Genomic DNA, 19,320 nt, shown 5'->3' with positions numbered 1-19,320 from the left:
CATAGACAAGGTTAGGGCCGCGCGACTAACCTTGTCAATATGAATGGAGCGAAGTCCCTTGGGGGGTCGGCGATAGACTTTGTCTACGCCACATCGACAGGGGAACCCATGGCCGACCCGAACGCCGACTACTGGACCGTCGCCGACATCGCCGAACACTGGGGCGTCACCGCGCAGACCATCCGCACCTACCGTTCCAGGAAGCGCGGCGAGCTCCCCGAGCCCGACAACGTCTTCGGCCGCTCACCCGTCTGGAAGCCGGCCACGATCCTCAGCTTCGAGCGACCCGGCCAGGGTGCGCGCACCGACCTGCCACGGAAGGACACCGCATGACCCACCGCCCGTACCCCAGCCCGGACCGCGCCCTGCACCAGCTCGCCCGCCACGACGACGAAACACCGCCGTACACCGAACCGCGCCCCCTGTCGCCGCTGGAGCGGCAGCTGTTCGAGGGTGCGGCGGCCATGGTGAAGGCGGCTCAGCCAGGGCTCACCGCCGTCGCCGCCAACCTGCTCGCCGCGTTCCAGCCGCGCCCGGCGGGCAGCGAGGAGACGACCGGATGAGCGCCGATCCAGCTGCCGTGGACGCCATCTGCCGCGAGATCATCCGACTGGATGAGCAGCGTCACGCCATGCAGGACGAAAGGGGCGACGCAGCGTTCTGGATGCGCCTCCAGTGGACCGGCGAGACCATCGGCCTTTGGAAGGCCCTGTGCGCCCTGCACGGCTGGCCGATGAGCGAGGCCGACAAGGAAGGCAGGGCCGACCAGTACGTCGACGAGTGGCTGGCCGCCCACCCGCCGAGCGCGGGCCCGGTGCGTCCGGGCGAGGAGCCCACATGAGCGAGCGATGCGACGTGTGTAGCCTGCCCGACCTGCACCACGGATACGGTGACGGCATCGGCTCCTGCGACTGCCCACGCTGCGAATGCGGAGCAGCCGAATGGTCTGACCTGTGCACCTGCCCACCAGACGACAACGAACCCTGGCCGGACAGCTCCGGCCAGTAGTCCACCGCATGACGGAGGCCCCGCCCGAACCCCGCGAACCGTGGGCGGCACGCCTCCCGTTCTGCGTACCGTGTCCGGTGGCGCCCTCGGGTGTCGGCCTCCCATCCGGAGGACGTGCCCTCCCCGTGCCAGAACAAAGGGAGAGGACACGACGGCCCCGCCCGGAACGCTCCGGTGCGGGGCCGCTTCACGCCGTGGCTACTGCGCCCCGGCCGACGCGATCGCCGACTCCAACGCATCCCTGCCCCGCTTGTTCGCCGCCTCCAACGCCTTCATGTAGTCGTCCACCGGCAAGCCAGTGCACTCCGGCGCACCGTCACCCGTGTCCTTCCCTGCGGCAATCGCATCCGTACACGCGGCAATCAGATCAGCAGCCGGCGTCTCGACGGGAGCGGAAGAGGTCGCGGCCGCCGTGGGTGTGGGTGTCGGGGTGGGCTTGTCGGTGCCGCTCGAGCAGCCGGCCACGGTGGCGGCGAGCAGCAGGCAGGCGATGGCAGTGGTACGGCGCATGGTCCCCCCAAGGACGTGCAGATGGTGGCCGGATCGTAGCGCCACCCGCCGACACCGCGTAGGAAAAACGGAACCCCGACCATCTGGGGGGGGTGATGGCCGGGGCACACTCAGTCTGGCAGGACAACTCACAGGTTCGTCGTCGACCGGCCGAATCCACGCACGTGGTTGTGCACCTCAACATGCTTCCCGCCCGCCGGCCGGGCCAGCAGTACGCGCCCGCCGGCCAGCGCGAGGAAGAACAGCAGCGCACCCACACCCGACAGGCTGGACACCAGCTGCCCGGCCCCGGCCAAAAACTGGCCGCCACCCCACAACGCGACACCCGACCCGACCCCACCCGCCACGAGGCGCTGCGCGAGCGGGTCGAACAGCGGCTGCGGCGACAGGTCCCGCGGCTGCGGTACGGCAACCGGCTGCAGGCTGGAGCGGCGCACGGCCACCGACCGGTTCGGATCGTAAGGATCCGGGACGTGCACGACCGGATCCGCGTCGCCGTACAACTCGACGACCGCCGGCCGGGACATCGGGCCGGGCTGGGCGTAGCGCTGGTAGGGCTCGGGCAGCATGACGATCTCCTCAGCTCTCGTCGGCGCGGACGGCGTAGCGGCCGAACTTCGGCTTGTGGACACGAGGGTCGGCGCCGAGCCAGCGGCCGATCGTCGCCGCGTGCGGCACCTCCACCCCCGGATGCAGACGGGCGATCGCGTCACGGATTGCCTCCGGTCCGATGCCGGCGGGACCGGACTTGGCGACGATCTCGTACACCAGATCCCGCCGCGGGTCCCCGTCGGACGCCTCGGTCTCGGCGCTGGTCCCGTTGGCTGGTGGCTGCCAGGTGACGCCGCCCCCGGCGAGGATGTCCATGAACTGGGCGTCGAGGTCGCCGTCGTGGCGGCCCGTCTCACCCATCGCCTCATGCAGCCGACGGCGTGCAGCCTCCGCCTGATCGATGACAGCCTGCGCATCCCCGCCCGCAGGAGCAGCACCCCAGCCGTCTGTCACCCCGCTGCCGCGACGTGGCGCCGCTGTCTCGGGCGGCGTCTGCACGATCGGCGCGGGGGCGGGCCCGGTGCCGAACAGGTGGTCCGTGCCCTCCCACCGCTGCTCATACGCCTCCCCCGCCGCACGCCGGGACAGGTCATCGATCTCGGGGCGCCGGTTGGCGGTCGCCTTGACGATGTCGAGGATCTGCGCGGGCTGTAGCCGAAACACTTTCAGCGCGTGGACCTGGCCGTCGCCGTCCCGGACCAGTGCGCACCCCGGATAGGGGGCGTCCTCGGCGGACGCGTTGTGGTTGTAGCCGAAGAAGTAGTTCAGCTCCGAATCGTCGGCGACCTTCATCCCGGCTTTGAAGGTGGACTGTTTGAGGATCTGCGGGTCGGAGATCACGTCCTGGGTGGCGCGCAGCCCCGACGTCGTCTCGTTGACGGCCGCTGCGCGGGCGATCTCCAGGGTCTGTACCAGGTCGTCGGCGATGGACCGCAGGATCTCGTTGCGGCGGGAGCGGGTGGAGAAGATCTCCGCGCCTTCGTCGTTGAACACGCGGATCTCGGGGACTTCAGAGTCGACGGGCAGCTTGTCGTCGTTCGCGGCGATCTCCCGGTCCTGATATCCGATCTTGCGGGCCTTCGCGACCCGCACCAACGCCTGCGCCATTGTCTGTGCCTTCTCCGGGGTGTCGGCAACCCAGTCGATCGGCGGACGGCCGGGACGTCCCGCGGTGTGCCAGGCGCGCATCCATTTCAGGGCGAGGCCGCCGCCGTTGAGGTCGATGACCCAGGTGAGAGAGTCGACCATCCGGCACTGGTTGGCGATCATCACGTTCATCAGGTTCGTCTTGCCCGACCCGCGCTGTCCGACGAGGAGCATCGACGCCTGACGGTTCACCGGGCCCTCGACCGCACCGTCACGGCGCACCCCGATCGGGGCGCGCTCGTTGACGGTGAGCGGCGAGTAGTCGACCGGGTAGTGGACCTCCTCGATGAGATGGTTTTCGGTCGACACGTGAACGAGGACGGCACCGCGGTGGCTGCCCGGTCCAACCTCAACCCCACAGCCTTCGGGGAGTTTCGCGTCCGCGGCGAGGGCGTCCTTGTAGACGGCGACGTCCTTCCAGCGGGTGCCGCCCGGCCCGCACTCCCCGTCGAGGCTGAACCCGCCGCCGGACTCCCACACTTCGACGCCGACGATCTGCACGACGGTGCTTCCGCAGACGCGGAGGATGCGGTCCTCCCACTCGTCGGCGATCTTCCGCCGTTTCCCGTCCAAGGAGGCGCGACGGGCGGCGGCTTCCTGCTCGACGCGCTGCTCCTCCGCTTTCCGCTCGACGTGGTGCGCCCCCGCCATCGCCGCCCCCAGCCCGAGGACGCCGACCAACAGCGACCCGATACCCGTCTGCGTCCACGGCCCGCAGGCGATGGCCCACGAACACCAGCCGCCCGCACCCAGCCACCCGGCCGCCCGCAACGCGAGCGTGGACCGGGTGACCTGGTGCCGGCGCCCGGCGATGTGGCTCCCCGCAGCGCCAGCCGCCGCGGTGAGGGCGGCCCATTCCCACGGCATGCCGGTGACGTGCCCGGCGTAGCCGACGGCAAGGGCGGCCATACCGGTGTTGATGGGGCCGGTGACGGGGCCGTGTTTGGCGTCCCAGTCGAGTTTCACGAGCGTGCTCCTGATCAGAGGTTGGTGGAGACGTCCCACATGCGCTCGCCTGCGACGCCCTTGCGGGGGTTTTCCAGGCGGGAGATGTCGACGTCGTGGAGCTGGCGGAACGCGGGCTGCAACTCGGCGGCGAGTTCGGCTGCCTTCAGTTGCAGGCCGTGGATTTGCCGCATCAGTTCGATGATCTGCGGGGCGAGGGGCTGGGTGGCGTCCGCGTTCTCCACGGTGATCTTCATGGCCTCGGCGTGGAGACGCAGCGCCTCTTCCAGGCCTGCGAAGTCCGCGCCGACTTGCAGCATTCCTTGGGGCTGGTAGTGGGCGGCGGCGCGGGCGAGTTCCATTGCGGGGGCGACGAAGTGGTGTCCTCCACCGGACATGCGGGTTCCTCCGAAGGTGTTGGTCGGGCTGGTGTCGGCGGGGCGTCGCACGGTGTCGGCGACGGCCGGGCTGGTCGGGGTCGGATCGGCTGCGGCTTGTGCTGCGGCCCGCTTGCTTTTGATGCGCCGCCACATGGCGCGCACGGCAGGCCGGAACACTCGCCAGTTCCGTTGCCACAGCGCGGCGGCGAGTCCGACGAGTCCGGCGCGGACGCCGTCCCACAGCGGGCGGCCGGCCCGCTTGAGGTGACGGCCGGCAGCCTTCGCGGCACGGGCCGCTGTGGGGCTGACTGTCTTCCATGCGGCGCGGGTGGCACGGCCGGCGGCGGCTTTGAGGGCGTGGCCCTTGCCGCTGCCGCTGCTGCTGCTCTTTGCGGCGAGGTCTTTCGCGGCGCGCTTCAGCGCCTTCTTCGCCGCCTTCTCCGTAGCGGCCGCATCCTCCTTCCGCCGGCGCGCCGAGGGCTTGGCGTTGTCGAGGCTGTGGCGGTCGCGGTTCTTGCGCAGGAGCCCACTACGGGGGCTGTGCTTGCCGCTACCGGTTCCGCCACGCGAGCCGCCCGCGGAGAGACCGCTACCGCTACGTGCCGTGCCGTTACGCAGGCCGCTACCAGCCCCGCTACGGCCGCCACTGCCGCTACGCCGCAGGCCGCTACCGGCCCTCGTAGCGCCGCCCGCAGACCCGCTACCCGCACCGCTACGCCACCCGCTACCGCCACCCCGGCGGCCGCCCGACGTGGCGCTCCCCGCACGGGACGCCACGCTACGACGCACCGCCGCCCGACGACGCAACACCGCCGCCGTAGCACCCGCCGCTGCGACGACACCGGTGGCGGCAGCCGCCACCGGACCGCCAGCCGAATACGCGGCCGTCGCCGCGAGCGTCGTCCCGTTCCCGGTGGCGGCGAGGAGCGGGGCCATGGGCAGGCCGCGGGTACGGCGCCGCTTCTCCGTCTCCGCCGGGAGTTCGGGGATAGGCCATTCCGCCGGCCAGGCCAGGACCGGGGAGGGCCGGGCTTGTTCTTGTGTGGCCGGTTCGGGGTCGAGTGCGGGCGTGGTGGGGGCCTGCTCGGTGGGGGTTTCGGTGCGGGCCACGGGCGGGCTCTCCTCACTGTGACTGTGACTCTGACTGCAGTCGCATCGGGTGCGGGTAGGGGGTTTGCGCTGTTCAGAGGGGCGGGTGAAGCAAGTTCGAGTACGACTGGAGTCGCGGTCAGGGTCAGGCGGCTCGGGGGCCGGGCAGGCGGGGGTTCTCGGCTTCGACCTGGCGGCGGATCTTCCCGGCCTGCGCGCGGGAGTTCGGCAGCCCGGCGTCTCCGAGAGCCTCGACGACCGCGCCCTCCGTGGGCCGGTGGTTCTTCCTCAGCCACAACTCCCGCACGACGTACTGCGGGGTGCCAGGCGCGTAGCACGGGACTGCCGCGTCGGACGTGGCGTCGAGCACAGGCGTGGCATCGCATGCGGGGGCCGTGGTGGGCGAGGGCGTGGCGGTGGCGCGGGCGTGCTTCGAGGTGGCGGCTCCGGGCGCCACGGCCGGACGTGGCGTGGCGGCCGACAGCTCCGTAGCGCTGCTGAGCATGGCGGCGAGCGCCGTATTGGCGCCGTCGACGATCCGGGTGTTCTGCACGTCGGTCAGGGCGCTACCGAGGGTGGCGTCGCTATCGCCGAGCTGCCCCATGAGCCGCCACGCCATGATCGCCGACACCTTCCGCACCCACCGCCACGGGTGGCGCTCCGCGCGGGCCCGGTGGTAGGCGATCCGCCGTAGCAGGTAGGCGTTGCGGCGCTGCGCCTCGACGTCGACGCCGGTGCGGTGCACGACGATCCGTCGGGCGAGGAAGCTGATGCCTTCCGCGGCGGCGGTCATCGCGAGGGGGGTGAGGGCGAACACCACCATCTCGGTGGGGGTGGGAGCGATAGCGAGGCCCATGACGGATGCGGCGGCGGGGAGCAGCCAGAGCGCGGCGCGGATGGCGAGCGGCGCGGCCTGGCCGAGCATGGTGACGCCGATCATGACGAGCGCGGCGACGAGGGTGGCCCCTTCGCCGGCGGCGACGACGCCGAGTGCGGTTTCTTTACGGTGGAGGACGGAGGCGGCGTTGGCGTAGGTCCCGATGGCACCGCCGACACCGACGGCGATCATCGGGAGGGTGGCGGTGATGAGAACAGCGATCTGTCCTCCGGTCAGCTTCTTCACGGTGACGGCTCCGTGGTCAGCGGCGGCGGGTGCGCCAGGCGTAGGTGGCGATGGCGGCAGTGACGAGAAACGGCACGGTCTGCCCGGTGGTGAGGGCGAGGACGGCGAGGACGGTGAAGCCCCATCTGGCGAGTGGGCTGTGGAAGGGGCGTTGCATGCGGGTCTCCTCTCGGGGCGGGGTGGGTGCTGCTCCGGTTCTCCTTGCCGCCCGGCGGTGGGCCGGGCGACGCGGGCAGCCGGTCAGCGGTGGACGACGGGTTGGTGCAGGTCGCGGTGGGTGACGGTGACGGTGTGGCCTCGACGGCGGAGACGGCGGGCGAGTTGGTCGGCGACGACAACTGACCTGTGGCGTCCGCCTGCGCAGCCGGAGCCGATGACGATCCGGTCCATCGACGGGCCCTGGGCGTAAGCGGCGACCTGCCGGACGGTGGCCTTCAGCAGCCGACGTACACCGGGGGTGCGCAGGACGGTGCGTTGCACGAGCGGGTCGCGGCCGGTGAGCTGCCGCATCGCCGGGTCGACGTGCGGGTCCCGGAACGCCCGTCGCAGGTCCAGCACCACGTCCGCCTCTGGGGCGTCGGCGTGCAGGTAGCCGAAGGACACGATTTCGATGGCAGCCATCAGGCGTGCCTGGGCTTCCAGGTGCCGCGGTTGGCGTCGTTGAGTTCGTCGAGGTGCTCGTCGACGGCCTCGCTCATGCGGGCGGCGACGCCGTGCTGTCCGGCTTGTGCCAGGTCGCGTTGGGCGTTTCGGGTGGAGGTGATGTCGGCTTGGATGTCGTTCTTCAGTTCGGTGTCGGAGAGGGAGCCGCGGGCGAGGAAGTGACGGGCGGAAGACATGGGAGTCCTTCGGTGGGAGGGGCCGCCCCTGCGGGGGGAATGTCGCGGGGGCGGCCGGTCTGTGGGTTAGCGGGAGTAGCGTCCGCTGCGGTTGCGCTCGGCGTCGCGGTCCTTGGCGTCCCAGTTCTGGCCGGCGCGGTCGGCGCGGGTGGCGCTTTGGCGGTGGGTGCGGCGGCGTTGTTGGCTGAGGTTGTCGGCGAGTTGTTGGTCGTTGCCGGGGCGGAGGCTGCGGGCGAAGGATCGGATGCCCATCAGTGGCCTCCGCGGAGTTCGAATGCGAGGGCGATGCAGGTGGCGAGGATGGCGAGCGCGACGAGGACCCGGTAGAGGCCGGGGCGGGGGCGGGTCACAGGGAGCCGCCCGGGGTTCGGCGCGGCAGGGGCGCATCAACGTGGGGGCGCGGTGCGGGAACGGGGAGGCGTTGCGGGAGGTCTTGCCCGGCGCGCTCGTGTGTGGGGGTGGGCTGGTCTTGGGGTTGGCCGTTACGCTCTTGCACGGCTGTCTCTCCTGTTCACGGCAGGGGGATGGTCTGCCCGGACACGAGTTCGCACCTCGTGTCCGGGCTGTTCTGTTGGTGCCGTTCCACAGTGACAGAGGTTCTGGACATTGTCCAGAACATCGGGAAGGATGTAGCCGTGCCCGAGAACCCTGAGAGCGAGGGGAGCCGCTTGATCACCTTGAAGCAGATCGAGCTGGAGCACGGGGTCAGTCGGTCAGCGCTGCACACGTACCGGCGCAGCTCCTCCTTCCCCCAGCCAGTTCCGGTCGAGGGCTCCACGAAAACCCAGTACCGCGCTGACGAGGTGGCCGCCTGGTTCCAGGCGAACCCGAAGCAGCAAGGCAAGAAGCGCGACCAGTTCGTCAGCCACCAGCAGGGAGAACCGATGGACGCCCGTAAGGACCTGTACGCCTTTGCGATGCAGGGCAAGGAACACTCGCCCGCGATCTCGGAGCGCGCCAGTCAGAAGATCGACGCCTTCCGTGCGGCCGTCCTGCGCGAGGCGGCTGACAGGCTCGACGAGTCGGAGACGCTGCGTGATCTGACGGACGACCACATGCATGACGTGAACGCCGCTGCGAACGAGCTGCGCCGCATGGCCGACGAGAACCCGTCGGAGGACACCGAATGAAGATCGACCGGTTGCGGATCGACGGTGAACCCGTCCGCCGCTTCTTCGTGATCGCGGAGGTGACGTTCGCCGATCGGGAAGCCGGGCCCCGCGACGAGTACGACCGGAACTACTACCAGGACTCCGAGCTGCGCTCCATCGCCACGGACTGGATGCAGGACGGGCTGACCGACCGGGCCGACAGTCCGGCAGTGCGGTTCCGGGAGGTGCCAGAGAAGTGGCGGGAGCGGCTTGCTGAGGAGCGCCGACCCGAGGAGTAGCCCCACCACGCAGCTGCGCCCCCGTCGTGTTGACGGGGGCGCTGCGCTGTGTGCATCACCGGGTTGCCGTGCCCGTACTGCCCTCGCGCCAGCTGGAACGGGGACAGCGACTCCAGGATACGGCCACCCCGTCAGCAGGTCAGGGAGAGCGGCGGCCGCCACACCTTGCCGTCCCCGGCCGCACCGGTGGTGGGCGTGTAGGTGAGCGGCGCCAGGAGCAGGCCGGCGGATGTTTCGTTGCGCTGGCCGATCCACAGATCAATGCCCTGGTACGGCACGCCGTCGACGATGCTGACGGTTCGGGCTTGGCCGCCGCAGCCGAGGCTGAAGTCTCGTCGGCCGCCGGGTGGGGCGGACCAGCCGAGGTTGCCGGGCGCGGTCCACGGGCCGGTGAGGGTCGGCGCGGTGGCGTAGCCGGTCGGGGTGCCGGTGCAGTAGCCGCACTTCTCGGAGTAGGTCATCACCCACGTGCCGGTCGCCGTGTCGCGCCACGCGCCGACGCCCTCCACGTCGGCGAGGCCGGCAAGCGCGGTCGCTCCTTGTCCGGTGCCGTTGGCCCACCACTTGTCGAGGCGTTCGGCGGCGAGGGTTCCGCCGTAGCTGCAGATGATGGCTGCTCCGCCTGCGGGGTCGGGGACGAGGGCGAAGTCGCCGTTCTCGCCGTTGCATTGGTGGAGCGTCGGCTTGTGCGTGGATCCGTTGGGTGTGCCGGCTGAGTTGCCGCAGGGTCCGGCGGGCCCGTTGCATCCCATGATCCAGTAGGCGTGGGTGGTTGTGCTGACGCGGGAGTCGGGCTGGTTGAACCACAGCACCCACACCCCGTCCGGGCGCTGCGCCATGCGTGGGTTGAAGCAGCCGTGCCCGTTGACGGTGGCGCAGAGCGACGCGAACGTTTTCCCGCTGTAGGGGTCGATCTCGTTGGCGGGGAAGAGGAGCGTCGGCGTGGACCACGGGCCGTCCAGCGATGTGGCGGTGCTGACGCCGAATCCGCACCAGGGGCTGGGCACGTACCACTGGTATCCGCACCCGTACATGCTGCCGACGAGGTGGTACGTGTTGCCGTCTTTGTAGGCCATGCCGTCGTGGAGGTCGACGCCGGCCGGGCTGATGGTGGCCGGTGGGGGGTCGGGTTCTGCGGGTGCTGGGGTGGTGCTGGCCGTGAGTGCGGTGAGGGTGAGGAGGAGTGCGGCGATCATCCCGCGTATGCGGGTTTTGGTGGTCATCGTGTCTCCCGTTGCGGGGGCGTACGTTTGATCCACCGGGGGGCGTGCCTGGCCTGGGGAGGTGTGGGCGCGCCCCTTCGTCGTGTCAGGTGCGGTGTTGGTTCGGCCTGTTGGTTTGGTCGTATGGTGCGGTCTGGTTGGCGGGGGTTGTTCCGGTGTGGTGTTCGGGCTGGTTGGTGGGGGGTCGGATCGTGTTGTGGAGCTCGGCGAGGCGGGCGTCCCACCAGCGGGACGTCGGCGTGCCGAGGGGTGGCGGGCCGGCCTTGACCCACTGCTCGTAGAGGGCGATGACGCGGGTGACGTCTTGCTCGGCGACGGCCTCGGCGGCGTCGGCGCGTTGTTTCTGCTGCTCCCAGTCGTTGACGGTCGGGCCGGCGTCGCCGCGTCCGCAGGCCGGGCAGTAGCCGCGCGCGACCTGGCGGAGGGCGGCCAGCTCGTGCTCGGCGAGGGCAGCCCGTGTCGTAGCGGAGGCGAGGGCCTCCCGTGCGGTGGCGAGTTGCCGCTGAGACTCGTTTTCCTCGGCGGTTTCGAGCTGCTCGTACAGGGCGTCGAGTGCGTCGCTGGTGAGGTCGTCGAGCCGGATCCGCTGCTCCCGCTCCGATCCGGGAACCGGTGAGGCGTCCTCAGCGGCGGCGCGCAGCCACGGCCACTCGCGGTACAGGACGGCGAGGACGTTGTCAGCTTGGGCGCGGCGGTGCGCGATGGGCGGGATCGTGTCGGTCTGGCCGAGGGCGTTGATGAGCTGGTCACGCAGGTCGGGCTTCTGGGATGGGGTCTGGTCGGTCACGGCTGCTCCGCTCGGTCAGCCCAGGTGGCGAGTTGGGCAGCGAGGAACCGGGCCTGCGCCGGGTCGAGGAGCGTGCACGGGTCGTCGCCGACCACGTCGAGGTGCAGCCGGAGCCAGGGCCAGGGCGGACCGTCGCAGGGCTGGTCGTCGCGGCCGTCGGCGGTGATGTGGGAGGGGATCACGGCGAGGCCGATGACACCTGCGCGGGGGCCGTCTTCGCGGGGCGGTATATGGCTGCCCTGGTAGGTCCACGGCTGTCCGAGGTGTTCGGGGTCGCCGTGGTCGCCGATGCCTTCGATGCTGGCGTAGATGCTCATGCGGCGTCCTCGTTCCAGTGGGTTTCGATGTCGGCGATCACGGTGTCGATGCGGGCCTTGTCGGCGGCCTGTTCCCAGTCGGGCATCGGTTTCGGGTCGGGGATGGTGGTGCGGATGATCGCCTCGATGTGGGTGGCGGCACGTCGGAGGGTGCGGCCGGTGTGGTGGCCGATGCAGTAGCCGGCGGCGAGTGCGGCGGCGGCGGTGAGGAGGATGGTCACGGCTGCCGGTCCGGGGTGCCGAGGACCGCGCGGGCGATGGTGAGGGCGTGGGGGTCGGGGCCGATCTCGCGGGCGTCGCGGGCGGCGGACTCCAGCCACGCGGCGAGCGCCTTGCCGACGCCGGGGTGCATGGTCGCGATGTAGGCCGCGAACTCGGGGGTCTCGGCATCCGCGATGTACTGGATCGGCGGGTCCTGCGGCTGGTCGAAGTCGCGGTATTCGCCCTGAGAGACGATGCATGGGCAGGGAGAGGGCGGCGCGTCGTCGGTGCGGCTGCACTCTTCGGCCTGCCAGGGGCGGTCGCCCCAGTGTTCGGTGGGGAGTGCCTCGCGCAGGTCGCGGAGACGCTCGGCGGCTGCTCGTAGTTGGTCGGCGGGTGTCACGGTGGTGCCTTTCGTGTCGGGCGTGCGGCTCAGGCGGGGCCGCCCCGGGTGGGGGCGGCCGAGGGGCAGGGGTCAGGCGGGGCTGACGTAGCGGTAGCCGGTGCTGGTGGGGCGGAAGCGGTCGAGTCGGATGCGGGATTGCCGGACGCCGGGGAGGGGGACGGGCTGTCCGTCGGGGGTGAGGGCGACCTGTCGGGCAGTGGCGTGGGTGTCGCCGATTCCCTCGATCAGGAGTTGACGGCCTTCGGCGCGGGGGTCGTTGTCCTGCCAGATCTGGCCGACGGCGGGGGCGGGGGTTTCGGTCATGGCGGGTTTCCTTTCGGGCCGCCCGGGTGGGGGCGGCCGAGGGGCAGGGGTCAGGCGGTGAAGCGGCGGACGGGGATCCCGGCGGCCTCGGCGAGGTCGGCGCAGTGCGATGTGCCGTGCGATGGGTGGGGCTTCGGCTGACGGCAGTTCGGCTTGGTGCAGGGGCCGGTAAACGCGAGGCAGACGTCCGCGCCGAGCCGGACCATCTCGGCGTTGCGACGGAATCCGGCGGAGCGGTCGAGGACTCCGCCGGGCCGCCAGTTCGCGCGGTGCGGGTCTTCGATGACGGCCTCGCCCTGGCCTTGGCGGGCGCGTGCCCATTGGCGGGCGTGGGCGTCGGCTCCGGTGGGGCAGACGCCGTGGACGACGACGAGGAGGCGGCCTTCAGCTTGCCGTTGGGCTTCGTTGAGGGCGGCGAAGACGTCGGCGGGCTTGGGCCAGTCCCTCGATCCGGTGACGAGGACCCGGTACGGGGCTTTCACGCGCCCTCCTGCGGGGCGTGGAGGCCCGCGTAGCCGCCGTCAGGGCCCGGGAGTCCCCAGAGCTCCCCGTAGGGCTTCTGGCGGGCGACCAGGCCCACGGAGGCAGGATCGTTGCAGCGTCCACCCTTGCGGTGCCGCTCGAACGAGGTCAGGGAGCTGTAGGTGAGGTGGCATCCGCCGCAGTGGCTGCGTTCGGCTCCGGTCCACCAGGCTCCGCATTGGCCGTGCCGTATGGCGTTCGGCGGGAGTTGGGTCGGAGTGGGGGTTCGGGTGTCCATCGAAATGGGTCCTTCCTGGGTTCGCATTTTTAGTCAGGAGCGCTTCGGGGGCTGAGTGCGGGGATCCGTCGGGTCGGGGGCCTCTGCGTGGCGTCTGCGCCGTCGTTCCCGCCGCCTCACCCCGGCCGTGACCGCGCACGCGGCGATCCCGGCCGGGAGACACACGGACAGGACGATCAGTGGGCGGGCTTCGGGATCACGGGCCAGGACCAGCCCATCCGCGCCCGATGCTTGCCGTCGTGCCCGGCCGGGAGGTTGCACGGGCGGGGCGCGTACTCGGGCAGGTGCTTCGGGCCGCCGGCAGATCCGCATTCGGGTTCGCCGGGGTTGGCGAAGTCCTTGAACCAGTCCAGGTGCAGCAGCGTGGAGGCGTCGTCGCGGTAGCAGATGTGGGCGACGCAGCTGCCGCAGAACTCGCACTCCGAACATTCGTCGAGCCGCCATGGGTCGACGAGGATTCCGAAGTGGGCGGTGTACCAGCGGTTGGCGCAGGGCGTCTTCCAGGCGCGGGCCACGTCTCAGCTCTCCTTGCCGGGCTGCGGGTAGCCGGGGCAGTGGACGGGTTCCATGCCGGGCTGCGGTTCCCAGCCGTGCGGGGCGTGGTGCACGCGCAGCATCACGGCGCTGCACCGGCCGACCCGCGCCTCCCGTGTCTGGGTGTCGGGCTGCTCGACGGCGGCGGGCTGCTCGGCCTTGAATCCGTCGCGCGCTACGGCCCGGCGCACGGCACGGGCGTGGTGCTCCCAGTACGAGCGGTCGTCGGCGTCGAGGTTCTCCCAGCCCTCGCCGTCTGGCATGAACCGCTGGTACAGCCAGGCGGGCAGCGAGTCCTGCGTCTCGGTGGGCTGTTCCTCGGCGGCCACGCGGCGCAGGCCCTCGCCGCTGCAGTCCTTGCAGCGCCGGACGATGCCGCCGTCGGGCTTGTCTTCCACGGTCTGCCCGTAGGCCTGGCAGGCGGTACACAGGCGTTCGTTGACGAGGCGGCGAACGATGGCGACGCTCTCGGGCGAGCAGTGACGGCCGATCAGCGCGGTGGCCACCTCGTCCAGCAGCGCGGCCCGGTCGGCGGCGCGGGCCTGAAGGGCCGCCTGCCTCCACCGGTCGATCACCTCGGCCGCGTCCTGAGGCTCCAGGTAGTCGCCGCAGTTGCAGCCGGTGATCTCGGTGATGCAGGCGTCCTCGAAGTGCTGCTGCTTCGAGTGCCCGCAGATACACACGGGCGCTGGAGCGGGCACGTCGGCCAGCAGCGCGGTGGCGACCTCGGCGGCGTTGATCCTTGCGGATTCCTCGTCGGAGAAGTTCAGCAGGAACGGCATCACGGTGTCGGCGATCCGGTCCCGCAGCGTGGCCCGGTCGGCGGGCGGCGGGACAGGCTGCGTCGCGTCGTAGGCGGCCAGCAGCGCCTCCGGGGTGTCGTAGCCGAGGCCCTGGCAGTAGGCGAAGTCGAGCGCGGCCAACAACTGCTCACGTACCGCATCGGACGTGGCCCGGTTGGTGGTCTCGGCGGCAGACGGGACGACGGCGGCCTGCTCGCGGATCGCGTCCCACGGTGCGCCGGTGCCGAGCCCGAGCGCCTCGGACAGGGCCAGCCGGTGCGCCTCGGTCTGCTCGGTCTCACGGATGCTGGAGTCCAGGATCCGGGCGCACGATCCGCACGTGGTCTCCCAGGTGATCCGGTTCTCGTAGTCGGCCAGGCGCTCCCGGAGTTCGGCCTGCTCGGCGTCCGCGACGGCGATGACGGCGTCGGCGCCCTGCGCGTACAGCGGCCGCTCCGGGTCGCGGTGCCACTTGCTGATCGCCGTGGCGTACCGCTCGCGGCGCTCCTCGGCGGCCTGCGGGTCGGGGGTGTTGGGCATCGGGTCCTCCTGTGGTGGGATCGGGGGGCCGGCGGCTCGCAACTCGACTGCGAGCCGCCGGGTACGGGTCAGGGAGTCGGGACGGCGGCGCAGTCGGGGCAGAGGTCAGCCAGGCGGCCGGCGCGGCGCCGTCGGATCCAGCCGTCATCCCGGCCGTCGGCACGCACCTGTCGAGCCGTCATCGATCCGAAGCGGATGGGGATCGCGGCGCTTTCGTGGCAGTCGGTGTTTTCGTCGGGCCCGTCGCAGGAGATCTCGAAGCCGAGCGGGTACGCGGTCATGTCTGCCTGCTGTCGGCCGCACCAGACACGGCAGAAACGGCGGTACGCCGGTACGCCTCAGCCGCGGTGATCCCGTTCACGGTCACGGCCGACGCGTGCTCCTTCGCCAGCGCGAGCGCCGTGTCGAGGTCGAAGCGGTGCGCGTCGAGCCAGTCGTCGCCGCGGTCGTACTCCTTGACGCCGAAGTCCCAGACGCCGTCGGTGCCGAGGCAGTGCCCGTGATGGACGACCGCCCACCGGCCCGCGCCGCGGTACTCGACTTCGATCATGTACAGGTGCTGGTTGATGTCCTCGCCGGGGAGGAGGGAGATCTGGTAGCGGGTGGGTTGGACGGTGGGTTCGGGTACGGCGGTCGTGTGGTTGGTCATGTGGTGCTCCTTGCGCGGTGATGATCAGCGGGCGGGGGTGGGGCCGTCGTCGGCGAAAAGGCTGGGCTGCTGGTTGCTGTTGCCGCGGGCTTCCCACTGACGGCGGTAGCGGTCGACTTCGCCGGAGCACTCCTGCCGGGCGTGGAAGACCGCGGAGTGCTCGGGAAGGTCGGGCCGCCACAGGTTCGGGCCGGGGAAGCGGGCGGCCTGCTGGCGCGGGGTGACGTACTCGCCGCAGCCGAGGCAGTGGCCGGGCGGGATGTCCATGACGACGTCGGCGCGGGCGGCCTGCCGGTCGGCTTCCCGTTCGGCGATCTCGTGGCGGCAGGGTGGGAGTTCCCCGCAGGCGGAGCAGATCGCGTAGTGCTCGGGCAGGACGTCCCACGAGTGGTTCGCCGGGCCGATGAGGTGGAGCGGCTTTTCGTGGGGCTTGCCGTCGGGCTGGAGGATGAACACGTAGGGGCGGCCGCCCCAGGTGGCCTTTTCGGGCCGGTCTCCGCGCTTCCCGCCGCGCTCCCACTGCTCGAGGGCGGTGGCGTATCGCATTTCGTGCTTCTCGCCCCACAGGTCGAGGGGGCGTTCGGCGAGCTCGATGACGCGGTGGGGCTGGCGGTCCCAGACGACGAGGACGCCGGGCTTCAGCTGGACGTAGTCGGCGAGGATCCGCTTGTCGTCGATGCGCTGTTCCTGGCGGCGCATGGCGGAGGAGTGTTCGCCGATGCGGTTGATGGAGGTGCGGGGCGGGTGGATTCCGCCGCGCTTTGTGTGCTGTCCGACGTACCAGCGGGTCACGGTTGGTCCTTTCGGGGTGGTTGTTGCGGGTTGGTGGGGTGGCGGCATGGGCGGGTCAGGCGGGGGTGCGGAGTGCGGCGAGGAGGCGGGCCCGGTTGGCGGCGGCTTGGTCTGGGCTGGTGGGCATGCGTTCGGGCCTGTAGGCGTGGACGCGGCCGGTGGGGACGGCTTCGGCGTAGAGGCGTTCGAGGGCGCCGGCGGGTGGGTAGCGGAGGGCGCGGCGGGCTTCGGCGACGGTGGAGGGGTCGCAGCCCAGGCGGTGGGCGATGGACGCGTTGGTGTGGCCGGCGCGGATGAGGGCGGCGATGTCGGCGCGGATCTTCACAGCTGGTGCACCTCGATGTGGGCGGCTTCGTCGGCGGCGTCGACTTCGAAGCAGCGGATGCAGAGCTGGCGGGGTGGGAGGCCTTCGATGCGGCGGGTGCACCAGATGTCGCCCTGGTTTTCGATTTCGGCGATGAGGCGGGCGGCTTCGATGAGGTCGACGCGGCCGAGGGTGTCGATGCAGTCGTGGTCGGGCTTGCGGGTGAAGAGGGGGCGGGTCTGGCGGCAGCGGTCGCAGGGGGCTTCGAGGGGCTGGGTGGTGGTCACTTGGTCTCCTCGTCGGTGGTGGGTGGTTCGGTGCGGTAGCGGCGGATGGCGTCGGCCCAGGCTTCGGGTGGGAGGTGGCGTTCGAGGGCGGGGCCGGGTGGTTGGGTGCCGGATGGCCAGGTGCCGGGTTTGTGGTCGGTGGGGATGGGGATGGCGCCCCAGCTGGGCTTGCGTTTCCGTTTGCTGGGGGTGGCGGGGTTTTTGGTGGGGTGGATGAGGCTGCGCATGTAGGACTTGAGGTCGCCCTGTTTGTGCATGGCGGTGATGTCGTCGCGGTGGACGGGCTGGTCGTTCACCGGCTGGCCTCCTGCTCCTGCTGCTCGCGCGCGGCGGTGGTGGCGTCGTCGACGCGGGAGGGGTGTGGGGTGGAGCGGCGGCGGTTGCTGGTGGCTCCGCCCTTGGGGTCGACGCGGCGTGAGCGGCAGGGTTCGCCGACGGGGGCTTGGCACCAGTCGCATTCGACGGAGAAGGCGTCGGGCTGGCCGGCGATGAGGGCGGCTCGGCGTGCTTCCTTGAGAGGGCGGTAGGCGTCGAGGGCGTCGTCGACTTGGCGGGGCACGTAGGTGCCGAGGGTCCTCAGCCGTGCGGTGACTTCGTCGGCTGCGGCGCCGGCGGTGATGGCCTTGACGGTGTTCGGCGGGCGGACGCCTTGGGCGACGGCTTGACGCTGGCCGCGGAGCGCGGCGAGGTAGCCGATGACGTCGTCGGGGTCGAGGCCCGGGTGGTCGTTGGGTTCGAAGGTGCCGTTGTCGCGGTTGACGCGGTCGCGGACGACGTTCTGCCAGCGGCTGGCGATGTCGCCGGGGGCGATGGGCCACTGGCTTTGGGAGTAGTGCTCGTGGACGGCTTGGAGGGCGAAGTCGTAGGGGGTGTCGGCGAGGATCCCGGCCCACATGACGATCTGCGCGCGGCGTTCCATCTTGTCTTCGCGACGGACGCGGCTGTCGGCGAGGGCGATCTGGGCGATGAGCTGGGGGACTTCTTCGGCGTCCATCAGGCGGTGCCCTTCTTCTGCTGGCGGAGTTCTTCGGCGATGGCGGCCATGTCTTCGAGGTACTCCTGCGTCTTGCTGGGGGGGCCTGCGATGGCGCGGGGGCCGGTGTAGGCGGGGGCTTCCTGGAGGCCGGTCCAGCCGGGGAGGAAGTAGCGGGCGGAGTACGGGGTCGTCTTCGCGGCCTGCCAGACGCGGGCGGCGTGTTCGACGAGGGTGGGGACTCCGACGCGGCGGACGGCGTCGCGGAGGTCGATCCACTCGGTGGAGTGGAAGGTCCAGGAGACGTTCATGCCGCGGGCTGCCATGGCGGCCATGAGGGGTTGGACTTCTCCTCTTCCCGAGACCTCGACCTCGTTCCGGCCCGCAGGCTGAGTGGAGGGGGAAGGGGGAGGAGGTACTTCCGAAGGAAGTACCGAATGGGACGGGGTAGGGGAAGGGGACGGGGCAGCGTTACTAACGCCGTTACGAATCGCTTCTACCTGCGGTTTTTCGTCTTCTTCGAACCATGTTGCTGTCGTCGTCGTGTCGTCGTCGTGTCGTGTTGCTGTCGTCGTCGTGTCGTCGTCGTGCTTTTCGGCCTCATCCGTAACGCCGTTACGGGGGGCGTTACGCGCCGCCTTCTCGGCGGCCTTCTTCGCCTCACGCTCGGCCCGCTTCCGGTCCCGCCAGGCCTGCTGCCGGGCCGCGTTGGCTTCGCGGTCGGACTGCACGCGGGCGCGGTCGGGGTTGTACTCGAGGAAGTCGTGGATGACCCAACCGTCGTCTACGGCGTCCCAGAGTTGGGCGGTCTCCAGTTCGCCGGCCGCGGTCTTGGCTCCGCGGAGACGGGCGGCCACCAAGGGGAGTTCGCGCTGGGTGATGCGGCCTTCGGTGAGGTTCTCCGACGACCAGCAGAGCGCGGAGACGTACAGCCGGAAGGCGCGGTCGGTGAGCAGTGCGACCTTGCGGTGCGAGGGGAATCGGTCGTCGAGCTTGACCCAGGGCATCTGCGCTTCTTTCGGTCGTACCTGAGGGGTTTTGGGCGCGTGGAACCAGGGCGCTTAGGGCGGTCTGTTCAACCCCTCCCCGCTGTAGCTATCATAGCTAAGAACGCTACGAATGAAACAGCTAAGGGAGCTACCGTGACCGTCATGGCCGTCAGCAGTTACGCTGTGCCAATGAGCGACCGTCCGACCGTGCACGAGAACCAGATCGCCGAAGCGCGCAATGTGCTCGGTGAGGTCATCGCGCGCGCCCGCTTCGCTGGCGAGCCGACGGTTCTCATCAACCGCAAGAAGAAGGCCGGCGCGATCGTCAGCTACGAGGACTTCGCCACGCTGTGGGAGCTGCGCAGCTACCTGGAGGAGTTGCAGGAGACGGCTGGCCCGGATGCCGCGCACAAGGCGCGCATCATTGACGAGGCGCTCGCCATCGCCAAGCGTCGAGCTCTCGACTCGTCCTGACATCTCCTCCTCCTCCT

33 protein-coding genes are annotated in these 19,320 nt (G+C 70.7%); 6 read left to right on the top strand and 27 right to left on the bottom strand.

The window, feature by feature from the left end:
* The first annotated feature begins 108 nt into the window (after positions 1-108).
* The 3 genes from QA802_RS07870 to QA802_RS07860 are packed head-to-tail and all read left to right on the top strand — an operon-like array spanning position 109 to position 841.
* On the top strand, positions 109-333 hold the full coding sequence (locus QA802_RS07870; RefSeq protein ID WP_334519240.1) for a helix-turn-helix transcriptional regulator: 225 nt from the start codon (positions 109-111) through the stop codon (positions 331-333).
* Positions 330-563, top strand: a complete 234-nt coding sequence (locus tag QA802_RS07865) for a hypothetical protein (RefSeq protein WP_334519238.1) — start codon at positions 330-332, stop codon at positions 561-563. The genes QA802_RS07870 and QA802_RS07865 overlap by 4 nt, the downstream gene beginning before the upstream one ends.
* The gene (locus tag QA802_RS07860) at positions 560-841 is read left to right on the top strand and encodes a hypothetical protein (RefSeq protein WP_334519236.1); all 282 of its coding nucleotides are present in this window, start codon (positions 560-562) and stop codon (positions 839-841) included. Before QA802_RS07865 ends, QA802_RS07860 begins: the two co-directional genes overlap by 4 nt.
* Before the next feature lie 365 nt (positions 842-1,206).
* On the opposite strand, the gene QA802_RS07855 is transcribed toward QA802_RS07860, so the two are convergent.
* The 9 genes from QA802_RS07855 to QA802_RS07815 all read right to left on the bottom strand — a co-directional run bounded on the left by QA802_RS07855 (position 1,207) and on the right by QA802_RS07815 (position 7,844).
* Positions 1,207-1,518 carry a hypothetical protein gene (locus tag QA802_RS07855; RefSeq protein WP_319171898.1) on the bottom strand — a complete coding sequence of 104 codons (312 nt, stop codon included), beginning with the start codon at positions 1,516-1,518 and terminating at the stop codon, positions 1,207-1,209.
* A 128-nt stretch (positions 1,519-1,646) separates the two neighbouring features.
* Positions 1,647-2,087, bottom strand: coding sequence for a hypothetical protein (locus tag QA802_RS07850; RefSeq protein ID WP_319171899.1), 441 nt, complete (start codon positions 2,085-2,087; stop codon positions 1,647-1,649).
* 10 nt (positions 2,088-2,097) lie between these two features.
* Positions 2,098-4,182: a hypothetical protein gene (locus tag QA802_RS07845; protein ID WP_334519232.1), complete on the bottom strand. Its 2,085-nt coding sequence runs from the start codon at positions 4,180-4,182 to the stop codon at positions 2,098-2,100.
* 14 nt (positions 4,183-4,196) lie between these two features.
* A complete protein-coding gene (locus QA802_RS07840) occupies positions 4,197-5,651 on the bottom strand; it encodes a hypothetical protein (RefSeq protein WP_319171902.1) in 1,455 nt (484 codons plus the stop codon).
* A 124-nt stretch (positions 5,652-5,775) separates the two neighbouring features.
* Positions 5,776-6,753, bottom strand: coding sequence for a hypothetical protein (locus QA802_RS07835; RefSeq protein ID WP_334519229.1), 978 nt, complete (start codon positions 6,751-6,753; stop codon positions 5,776-5,778).
* A 16-nt stretch (positions 6,754-6,769) separates the two neighbouring features.
* Entirely contained in the window at positions 6,770-6,910 is a 141-nt protein-coding gene (locus QA802_RS07830; RefSeq protein WP_334519226.1) for a hypothetical protein, read from the bottom strand.
* An 83-nt stretch (positions 6,911-6,993) separates the two neighbouring features.
* Positions 6,994-7,374 (bottom strand): RapZ C-terminal domain-containing protein, encoded by a 381-nt coding sequence (locus QA802_RS07825; protein ID WP_334519223.1) that lies wholly within the window; start codon positions 7,372-7,374, stop codon positions 6,994-6,996.
* A complete protein-coding gene (locus QA802_RS07820) occupies positions 7,374-7,592 on the bottom strand; it encodes a hypothetical protein (RefSeq protein WP_334519220.1) in 219 nt (72 codons plus the stop codon). The genes QA802_RS07825 and QA802_RS07820 overlap by 1 nt, the downstream gene beginning before the upstream one ends.
* Before the next feature lie 66 nt (positions 7,593-7,658).
* Complete coding sequence (locus QA802_RS07815) at positions 7,659-7,844, bottom strand: hypothetical protein (RefSeq protein ID WP_334519217.1); 186 nt, start codon at positions 7,842-7,844, stop codon at positions 7,659-7,661.
* 383 nt (positions 7,845-8,227) lie between these two features.
* On the opposite strand from QA802_RS07815, the gene QA802_RS07810 reads away from it, so the two are divergent.
* Both QA802_RS07810 and QA802_RS07805 read left to right on the top strand, forming a co-directional pair.
* Positions 8,228-8,722 carry a helix-turn-helix transcriptional regulator gene (locus QA802_RS07810; RefSeq protein WP_334519214.1) on the top strand — a complete coding sequence of 165 codons (495 nt, stop codon included), beginning with the start codon at positions 8,228-8,230 and terminating at the stop codon, positions 8,720-8,722.
* Positions 8,719-8,982, top strand: coding sequence for a hypothetical protein (locus QA802_RS07805; protein ID WP_334519211.1), 264 nt, complete (start codon positions 8,719-8,721; stop codon positions 8,980-8,982). The genes QA802_RS07810 and QA802_RS07805 overlap by 4 nt, the downstream gene beginning before the upstream one ends.
* Positions 8,983-9,113: 131 nt before the next feature.
* On the opposite strand, the gene QA802_RS07800 is transcribed toward QA802_RS07805, so the two are convergent.
* From QA802_RS07800 to QA802_RS07715, 18 genes are all read right to left on the bottom strand, one after another.
* A complete protein-coding gene (locus tag QA802_RS07800) occupies positions 9,114-10,205 on the bottom strand; it encodes a glycoside hydrolase family protein (protein WP_334519207.1) in 1,092 nt (363 codons plus the stop codon).
* Positions 10,206-10,290: 85 nt separating this feature from the next.
* Complete coding sequence (locus tag QA802_RS07795) at positions 10,291-10,992, bottom strand: hypothetical protein (RefSeq protein WP_334519204.1); 702 nt, start codon at positions 10,990-10,992, stop codon at positions 10,291-10,293.
* A complete protein-coding gene (locus tag QA802_RS07790) occupies positions 10,989-11,309 on the bottom strand; it encodes a hypothetical protein (protein WP_334519201.1) in 321 nt (106 codons plus the stop codon). The genes QA802_RS07795 and QA802_RS07790 overlap by 4 nt, the downstream gene beginning before the upstream one ends.
* Complete coding sequence (locus QA802_RS07785) at positions 11,306-11,530, bottom strand: hypothetical protein (RefSeq protein ID WP_334519199.1); 225 nt, start codon at positions 11,528-11,530, stop codon at positions 11,306-11,308. Before QA802_RS07785 ends, QA802_RS07790 begins: the two co-directional genes overlap by 4 nt.
* Positions 11,527-11,913 carry a hypothetical protein gene (locus tag QA802_RS07780; protein ID WP_334519196.1) on the bottom strand — a complete coding sequence of 129 codons (387 nt, stop codon included), beginning with the start codon at positions 11,911-11,913 and terminating at the stop codon, positions 11,527-11,529. Before QA802_RS07780 ends, QA802_RS07785 begins: the two co-directional genes overlap by 4 nt.
* Positions 11,914-11,985: 72 nt before the next feature.
* Positions 11,986-12,219 carry a hypothetical protein gene (locus QA802_RS07775; RefSeq protein WP_334519193.1) on the bottom strand — a complete coding sequence of 78 codons (234 nt, stop codon included), beginning with the start codon at positions 12,217-12,219 and terminating at the stop codon, positions 11,986-11,988.
* A 50-nt stretch (positions 12,220-12,269) separates the two neighbouring features.
* Complete coding sequence (locus QA802_RS07770) at positions 12,270-12,701, bottom strand: SLOG family protein (protein ID WP_334519190.1); 432 nt, start codon at positions 12,699-12,701, stop codon at positions 12,270-12,272.
* A complete protein-coding gene (locus tag QA802_RS07765; protein WP_334519187.1) occupies positions 12,698-12,979 on the bottom strand; it encodes an FDXHR family putative zinc-binding protein in 282 nt (93 codons plus the stop codon). The genes QA802_RS07770 and QA802_RS07765 overlap by 4 nt, the downstream gene beginning before the upstream one ends.
* A gap of 176 nt (positions 12,980-13,155) precedes the next feature.
* Entirely contained in the window at positions 13,156-13,494 is a 339-nt protein-coding gene (locus tag QA802_RS07760; RefSeq protein WP_334519184.1) for a hypothetical protein, read from the bottom strand.
* 3 nt (positions 13,495-13,497) lie between these two features.
* The gene (locus QA802_RS07755) at positions 13,498-14,835 is read right to left on the bottom strand and encodes a hypothetical protein (protein ID WP_334519182.1); all 1,338 of its coding nucleotides are present in this window, start codon (positions 14,833-14,835) and stop codon (positions 13,498-13,500) included.
* 68 nt (positions 14,836-14,903) lie between these two features.
* A complete protein-coding gene (locus QA802_RS07750) occupies positions 14,904-15,116 on the bottom strand; it encodes a hypothetical protein (RefSeq protein WP_334519179.1) in 213 nt (70 codons plus the stop codon).
* Entirely contained in the window at positions 15,113-15,484 is a 372-nt protein-coding gene (locus QA802_RS07745) for a hypothetical protein (RefSeq protein ID WP_334519176.1), read from the bottom strand. Before QA802_RS07745 ends, QA802_RS07750 begins: the two co-directional genes overlap by 4 nt.
* Positions 15,485-15,508: 24 nt before the next feature.
* Positions 15,509-16,276 carry a hypothetical protein gene (locus QA802_RS07740; RefSeq protein WP_334519174.1) on the bottom strand — a complete coding sequence of 256 codons (768 nt, stop codon included), beginning with the start codon at positions 16,274-16,276 and terminating at the stop codon, positions 15,509-15,511.
* Between the two features lie 55 nt (positions 16,277-16,331).
* On the bottom strand, positions 16,332-16,601 hold the full coding sequence (locus tag QA802_RS07735; RefSeq protein WP_334519171.1) for a helix-turn-helix domain-containing protein: 270 nt from the start codon (positions 16,599-16,601) through the stop codon (positions 16,332-16,334).
* A complete protein-coding gene (locus tag QA802_RS07730) occupies positions 16,598-16,867 on the bottom strand; it encodes a hypothetical protein (RefSeq protein WP_334519168.1) in 270 nt (89 codons plus the stop codon). Before QA802_RS07730 ends, QA802_RS07735 begins: the two co-directional genes overlap by 4 nt.
* A complete protein-coding gene (locus QA802_RS07725) occupies positions 16,864-17,163 on the bottom strand; it encodes a hypothetical protein (RefSeq protein WP_334519165.1) in 300 nt (99 codons plus the stop codon). The genes QA802_RS07730 and QA802_RS07725 overlap by 4 nt, the downstream gene beginning before the upstream one ends.
* A complete protein-coding gene (locus tag QA802_RS07720; protein WP_334519162.1) occupies positions 17,160-17,861 on the bottom strand; it encodes a zinc finger domain-containing protein in 702 nt (233 codons plus the stop codon). The genes QA802_RS07725 and QA802_RS07720 overlap by 4 nt, the downstream gene beginning before the upstream one ends.
* Entirely contained in the window at positions 17,861-18,847 is a 987-nt protein-coding gene (locus tag QA802_RS07715) for a hypothetical protein (protein ID WP_334519159.1), read from the bottom strand. Before QA802_RS07715 ends, QA802_RS07720 begins: the two co-directional genes overlap by 1 nt.
* A gap of 135 nt (positions 18,848-18,982) precedes the next feature.
* Between QA802_RS07715 and QA802_RS07710 the strand changes: the two genes are divergently transcribed.
* Positions 18,983-19,303 carry a type II toxin-antitoxin system Phd/YefM family antitoxin gene (locus QA802_RS07710; RefSeq protein ID WP_334519156.1) on the top strand — a complete coding sequence of 107 codons (321 nt, stop codon included), beginning with the start codon at positions 18,983-18,985 and terminating at the stop codon, positions 19,301-19,303.
* Positions 19,304-19,320: the final 17 nt, after the last annotated feature.

Origin of the sequence: Streptomyces sp. B21-105 (assembly GCF_036898465.1) — a bacterium.
Lineage (GTDB): Bacteria > Actinomycetota > Actinomycetes > Streptomycetales > Streptomycetaceae > Streptomyces.
The sequence above is the reverse complement of the archived record's forward strand: the minus strand, read 5'-3'. Positions and strand labels throughout refer to the sequence as shown.

What these genes read in the sequence shown, in the direction of transcription:
- QA802_RS07820 (WP_334519220.1), bottom strand. Translation starts at nt 7,592, where the DNA reads ATGTCTTCCGCCCGTCACTTCCTCGCCCGCGGCTCCCTCTCCGACACC.
- QA802_RS07865 (WP_334519238.1), top strand. Translation starts at nt 330, where the DNA reads ATGACCCACCGCCCGTACCCCAGCCCGGACCGCGCCCTGCACCAGCTC.
- QA802_RS07860 (WP_334519236.1), top strand. Translation starts at nt 560, where the DNA reads ATGAGCGCCGATCCAGCTGCCGTGGACGCCATCTGCCGCGAGATCATC.
- QA802_RS07775 (WP_334519193.1), bottom strand. Translation starts at nt 12,219, where the DNA reads ATGACCGAAACCCCCGCCCCCGCCGTCGGCCAGATCTGGCAGGACAAC.
- QA802_RS07800 (WP_334519207.1), bottom strand. Translation starts at nt 10,205, where the DNA reads ATGACCACCAAAACCCGCATACGCGGGATGATCGCCGCACTCCTCCTC.
- QA802_RS07815 (WP_334519217.1), bottom strand. Translation starts at nt 7,844, where the DNA reads ATGGGCATCCGATCCTTCGCCCGCAGCCTCCGCCCCGGCAACGACCAA.
- QA802_RS07750 (WP_334519179.1), bottom strand. Translation starts at nt 15,116, where the DNA reads ATGACCGCGTACCCGCTCGGCTTCGAGATCTCCTGCGACGGGCCCGAC.
- QA802_RS07765 (WP_334519187.1), bottom strand. Translation starts at nt 12,979, where the DNA reads ATGGACACCCGAACCCCCACTCCGACCCAACTCCCGCCGAACGCCATA.
- QA802_RS07805 (WP_334519211.1), top strand. Translation starts at nt 8,719, where the DNA reads ATGAAGATCGACCGGTTGCGGATCGACGGTGAACCCGTCCGCCGCTTC.
- QA802_RS07715 (WP_334519159.1), bottom strand. Translation starts at nt 18,847, where the DNA reads ATGCCCTGGGTCAAGCTCGACGACCGATTCCCCTCGCACCGCAAGGTC.
- QA802_RS07830 (WP_334519226.1), bottom strand. Translation starts at nt 6,910, where the DNA reads ATGCAACGCCCCTTCCACAGCCCACTCGCCAGATGGGGCTTCACCGTC.
- QA802_RS07755 (WP_334519182.1), bottom strand. Translation starts at nt 14,835, where the DNA reads ATGCCCAACACCCCCGACCCGCAGGCCGCCGAGGAGCGCCGCGAGCGG.
- QA802_RS07825 (WP_334519223.1), bottom strand. Translation starts at nt 7,374, where the DNA reads ATGGCTGCCATCGAAATCGTGTCCTTCGGCTACCTGCACGCCGACGCC.
- QA802_RS07790 (WP_334519201.1), bottom strand. Translation starts at nt 11,309, where the DNA reads ATGAGCATCTACGCCAGCATCGAAGGCATCGGCGACCACGGCGACCCC.
- QA802_RS07850 (WP_319171899.1), bottom strand. Translation starts at nt 2,087, where the DNA reads ATGCTGCCCGAGCCCTACCAGCGCTACGCCCAGCCCGGCCCGATGTCC.
- QA802_RS07720 (WP_334519162.1), bottom strand. Translation starts at nt 17,861, where the DNA reads ATGGACGCCGAAGAAGTCCCCCAGCTCATCGCCCAGATCGCCCTCGCC.
- QA802_RS07870 (WP_334519240.1), top strand. Translation starts at nt 109, where the DNA reads ATGGCCGACCCGAACGCCGACTACTGGACCGTCGCCGACATCGCCGAA.
- QA802_RS07855 (WP_319171898.1), bottom strand. Translation starts at nt 1,518, where the DNA reads ATGCGCCGTACCACTGCCATCGCCTGCCTGCTGCTCGCCGCCACCGTG.
- QA802_RS07745 (WP_334519176.1), bottom strand. Translation starts at nt 15,484, where the DNA reads ATGACCAACCACACGACCGCCGTACCCGAACCCACCGTCCAACCCACC.